We start from the raw sequence: 4,566 nt of genomic DNA on the forward strand, positions 1-4,566 counted from the left end.
GCCAGGCGCACCACGTGGAAGGGGTCCATCGCCGCTACCGCGGCGGGGATCTCCTCAGTGGCGGCGGACCGACGCGCCAGCCACCATCCAACCAGCGACTACACCCTCAACTGTGCAGAGCCCGTAAAGGCGGTTCTTGCTCAGGATGTCGGAGCGCCGCCGGCGGCTCGATCGGGCGTCGGTTCGCCACGGCCAAGGCCGCCTCGACATGGGAATCCATGGGACATGTGTCGGTCCCTCGAACAGCGGCCTTGGCTTGGCAATCAGTTCATGATCTGCACCATCGCCTCTGGTGCGAGCTCGCCTCCCCCGCCTTGGCGCTCGAATGCGCTCCTTGCGGCCGGACCGCCAGAAACCACCGGATGTGCGGGTTCGCTGGTAGGTCATGAAAGTGGGCGGGCACCGTCGGCACCCGCCCACTTCTCGTAGCAGTGTCAGTTAAGCAGGAACGTCTGCGTCTGCGGGTTGAGCATCGGCAGCTTCCTGGCGCCGGCCGTCTCGGGGCCGCTGAACCGGATCACGTCCACGCCCCGGGAGATGTCGTTAGCGACGATCAGGCCGTTGTACCAGTACGTCGACCATTGATTGGACCGCATGTCGTAGTAGGCGATCTCCTTCGGGTTACGCGGGTCGGTCAGGTCGACCATCGAGGTTCCCGAGCCGTAGGCGGACGAGACCAGGATGTTGCGGCCGGCCACCGGAACGTAGTTGAAGTTGTGGTACGTGCTCGGCTCGGCGCGCGGGATGCGCAGGTGGCTCAGCGGGGTGCTGGGGTCGTCGACCGCGTACGTCCAGATCGCCCCGAACGGCTCCTGCGCGGGCCCGAAGTACTCATCGCCGAAGGTGACGTACTTTCCGTCGTTGGTGAACGCCGCGCTGTGCCAGATGTCCACGTCCGGCGTGTCGATGTTGGCGATCACGCGTGGGGCTAGGGGGTTGCTGATGTCCCACAGCTGGCCCTGGGACAGACAGGCCGCGGCGGCGAGCTTGCGCGGGGTCAGCACCTGGATGTCGTGGCAGGCGAAGAAGTCGCCGGACGCGCCGGCGAAGGGGTCGATCCCCTTGATGGTGGGCTCGGCGACGACCTTCGCGGCGATGCCGGCGGCGGCATCGCCGCCCGGGACGTCGATCACGGAGATCCGCTCGAACGGGGCCCGGCAGTCCGGCCCGATGGCGCTGGCGCTCAGCGGGTACGACGCGACGTAGATGTACGTGCCACCGTCCTCGCGCGGCACGAGGGTGTGGGTGTGCGAGCCGCAATCGGTCCGGATCGCCTGCAGGAACCGGGGCGCTCTCGGGTCGCTGACGTCGAAGACGCGTACCCCTTCCCAGGCGCCCGGGGTGGACGCGGTGACGTTGCGGGATCCCTCGCAGCCTGGCGTGCTCTGCGGCGTGTCCACGGACAGGAACAGCAGGTCACCCCAGACCGAGACGTCGCCCTGGGGCCCGTTGCAGTGCACGTCGGCCAGCTCGACCGGTGTGCCCGGCTCGGAGATGTCGATGATCCGGAAGCCGCCGTAGTGGCCGGCGAAGACGAGGTTCCCGGAGAAGGCGAGGTCGGAGTTGGTGCCGCCGGTGTGGGCGGCGGTCGAGAGCAGGTGCATGTTCTTGCTGTAGCCGTCGGCGGGGCTGCTCGGCGGAGGCGGCGGGACGGCCCCGTCGTCCCACGGCTCGTGCGCCTGGGCCGGCGATGACATCACCGCGAGCATGATCGCCGCGCCCGCGACGACGAGTGATCGGATTCGGGAAGGTCTACGCACGGCGCCCCCTCACGTCGGGCGTGTCGCCAGGTGATGCGTCACGCAGGTGATCATCACACTGTCAAATATCCTCATGTATCGCTAGACCTTTACCAAAACGAACCTTGTCCAGGACCGCCGGCTGGCTGTCCGGCTCTGCACGCGCCCCTTGCCACTGCTCGCCGAGCAGGGGCTCGGCACACGCCAACGTCGCCGCCCTGACGTCACCGGGAGCATCTGGTGGTCGTGGCGTGGCCTGTGTGCCACCGACCAGGCTGTTCGCAGATCAGTCGGCGGGTCGTCGGGCGACCAGTTCGATGGCGGGGCTGTTCATGCGCCTCGGCCGCACCTGGAGGCTCACGTCGGCGAAGCCGACGGCGGTCACATCGTTGGCCAGCTGCTCGGGTGAGGTGTCCAACACGTGGCGGTGCACCGTTATCACCAGCCGCCCGCCGGGCCGCAGCACCCGGAACGCCTCGGCCAGGCCGGCCTGCCGGTCCCACAGCATCACGTTGTTCACCGAGACCATGGCGTCCATGCTGGTGTCGGCGCAGCCGGTGCGGTCGGCGGTGCCGTCGTGGATCTCGACCACTCCAGCGGCGATCGCGTCGGAGCAACGGGCGGTGGCCAGCTGGCGCATGGTTGCGGAGGGATCGACGCCCACCACGCGTCCGGTGGGGCCCACGCGGTCGGCGGCAAGAGCGAGGCCAACGCCTGGGCCGTGCCCCACGACCAGCAGACGGGCGCCGGCCGATGGTGCCGCGCGCTCCACCGCCCCACGTTCCTGATCGGCGTTCCCTCTGGCCATGATGGCTCCGCCGATGCGTCCGGGCAGGCCACGGGGATGGCCGAAGAATGCGTCAAGTATGCGTTCGGAGATCTTCGCCATGCGGTCCATCCTGCACCGACGCCGGGAACGGGCGCATCACTCACGGGCGAGGAGCGGTCAGCCCGGCCATGGTGACGCCGACGAGGCGGTGGACGGCCTCCTGGTGGGGGACGGTGCCGGCTGCGGTGAGCGCATGCAGGCAGTACGTGGCCAGCTCGTCGGTGGCCACATCGTCGCGGACGTCGCCGTCCCGCACCGCTTGGGCGAGCAACTGCTCGACGAAGTCGCGTAGGCGTTGCCGGGCGCGGTCGACGTGTTCGCTTCGGTGCAGCAGCGCGGCGAGCTCGCCGCCATGGTGGCGCGCTGAATGGTGCTGGATGTGCGCGTACGCGCGCAAACCAGCTTCCAGTCGCACGACGGCTGGCGCGGCGGGGTCGACGACGGCGTTGAGCTGGTCGAGGTGCTCGGTGATCTGACGTTCGTGCCAGGCGGTGAGGATGGCCTGCGCGTCCGGGAAGTACTTGTACAGGGTCGCTCGCCCGATACCGGCCCGCTCGGCGATCTGCGACATCGTCACCGCAACCAGCCCGTGCTGAGCCACCAACGCGGCCATGGCGTTCATGGCCGCGTCCCGAACCGCCGCGCGGTGCGCGTCGATGGTCTCGGTCCACAGCTTGGGCATGCCACGATCATACACACCGTTCGAGAGCGAAGCAGTATGCTGTTGACGTAGACAGATTGTCTCGATAACTTGCTTGGCGGACATCCCGCTGGCTGGCTGCTGGACCGCAGGTCCCGATCCGCCCACGCCGCGCCTCGGCGATCAGCCGGGCCCGGCTCACATCCGGACAGAAGATCAAGAAGGAATTGCCGTGCCGACTCTGCAAGCTGAGGTTCAGACCGACCGGGCGAGTCGCTACCTCGTCCAGTTCTGCAAGCACGCCGCGGCCATGGGCGACCGGGGCCATACGTCACGCATGCACCTGCACACGATGATGGCCCGTCGAGAGGTGCAGGTCGCGGCTGAGTGGTCGGAGACGAGCGGAACCGTCACCTTCACGCCGTGGGGCCGGGCCACGCTCACCGCCGACGACGGCACTCTGACGGTGCGTATCGACAGTGCCGACGAGGGCGACCTGGGTCAGATGCGCGACCTCATCACCCGCAACCTCGAGCGGTTCAGTCGTCGAAACCCGCTGGCCATCACCTGGCAGCGGCTTGACCCTGCCGGCGCCGCCCCCGTTCGGCCCCTCGCCCGAGTGACGTCGAAGCCGTGGCCAGGTTTTCCGCGATCCCAGACGATCCTTCTCGCAGTAGCGGCCGTCGTCGTGATCGGCCTACACGTCGGGCTGGCGGGTGCGGTCCTGGCGCAATCTCGATGGACCGGCATGGCCGTCAACGTGGTCGTGGCGCTCGTCGTAGTCAAGGTGGCGCTGGTCGCCTTGGCTCGCATCGGATTCCGGCGCCACCGGACACGCAACATGCCTGACCGGGATTGACAGGAGCTGCACCCAGGCCGGCGACGACCCGCTTGCGGGTACCGACAGGTGCCGCTGAAATGGCGGTGCAGGTGCGGTGCATGTCCGGCGGCGGCCTCCGAGGCCAGCGGCGCGGTGTGCGGATCAGCGTACGACCGCGAAGCCCGGAACAGCTCGAACTCCTCAAGCACTACTCCAGCAACATGAAGCAGCTCGGCCGCATGACCATTCTCGTCTCATGGTGGGCGGGGCACCTGCCGCATGGTTGGCGCCGGTGGGTCAGCCAGGATTTGTCTGACCCACCGGCGTCCTGTGGGCGGCCAATGCTTCCCGTTCGGGTCAGCCCGCGTGCACCGGTTCGGCGTCGCTGGCCGGCTGCCGCTTCGCCGCGCGCAGGGTGAGTCCCGCGACGACGGCGCCCACGGCGGCGATGATCCCGGCGCCGGCGAAGGCGGCGGAGTAGCCGTCGGTCAGCGCGGTCAGGTCGTCGAGCCGGTCGGCGCCCGCGGCGGAGGCGACG

Annotated in this window: 4 protein-coding genes and 1 pseudogene; 1 reads left to right on the forward strand and 4 read right to left on the reverse strand. The window is 68.8% G+C overall.

The window, feature by feature from the left end; translation table 11 throughout:
• Nucleotides 1–434: 434 nt before the first annotated feature.
• The 3 genes from ONA70_RS34905 to ONA70_RS34915 all read right to left on the reverse strand — a co-directional run bounded on the left by ONA70_RS34905 (nt 435) and on the right by ONA70_RS34915 (nt 3,250).
• On the reverse strand, nt 435–1,697 hold the full coding sequence (locus ONA70_RS34905; protein ID WP_265010751.1) for an LVIVD repeat-containing protein: 1,263 nt from the start codon (nt 1,695–1,697) through the stop codon (nt 435–437).
• A gap of 328 nt (nt 1,698–2,025) precedes the next feature.
• Nucleotides 2,026–2,628 (reverse strand): class I SAM-dependent methyltransferase, encoded by a 603-nt coding sequence (locus ONA70_RS34910; protein WP_265010752.1) that lies wholly within the window; start codon nt 2,626–2,628, stop codon nt 2,026–2,028.
• Between the two features lie 40 nt (nt 2,629–2,668).
• The gene (locus ONA70_RS34915; protein WP_265010753.1) at nt 2,669–3,250 is read right to left on the reverse strand and encodes a TetR/AcrR family transcriptional regulator; all 582 of its coding nucleotides are present in this window, start codon (nt 3,248–3,250) and stop codon (nt 2,669–2,671) included.
• 190 nt (nt 3,251–3,440) lie between these two features.
• On the opposite strand from ONA70_RS34915, the gene ONA70_RS34920 reads away from it, so the two are divergent.
• Nucleotides 3,441–4,067 (forward strand): DUF2218 domain-containing protein, encoded by a 627-nt coding sequence (locus ONA70_RS34920; RefSeq protein WP_265010754.1) that lies wholly within the window; start codon nt 3,441–3,443, stop codon nt 4,065–4,067.
• A gap of 318 nt (nt 4,068–4,385) precedes the next feature.
• Here the strand turns inward: ONA70_RS34920 and ONA70_RS34925 are convergent.
• Nucleotides 4,386–4,566: pseudogene (locus ONA70_RS34925) on the reverse strand (MFS transporter); the annotation flags it as partial.

Source organism: Micromonospora yasonensis, from assembly GCF_026013475.1.
Classification (GTDB): Bacteria; Actinomycetota; Actinomycetes; order Mycobacteriales; family Micromonosporaceae; genus Micromonospora; species Micromonospora yasonensis.

Excerpts from the sequence above, each read along its gene's own strand:
- ONA70_RS34905 (WP_265010751.1), bottom strand. The coding sequence starts at position 1,697 with ATGTCATCGCCGGCCCAGGCGCACGAGCCGTGGGACGACGGGGCCGTC.
- ONA70_RS34910 (WP_265010752.1), bottom strand. The coding sequence starts at position 2,628 with ATGGCGAAGATCTCCGAACGCATACTTGACGCATTCTTCGGCCATCCC.
- ONA70_RS34915 (WP_265010753.1), bottom strand. The coding sequence starts at position 3,250 with ATGCCCAAGCTGTGGACCGAGACCATCGACGCGCACCGCGCGGCGGTT.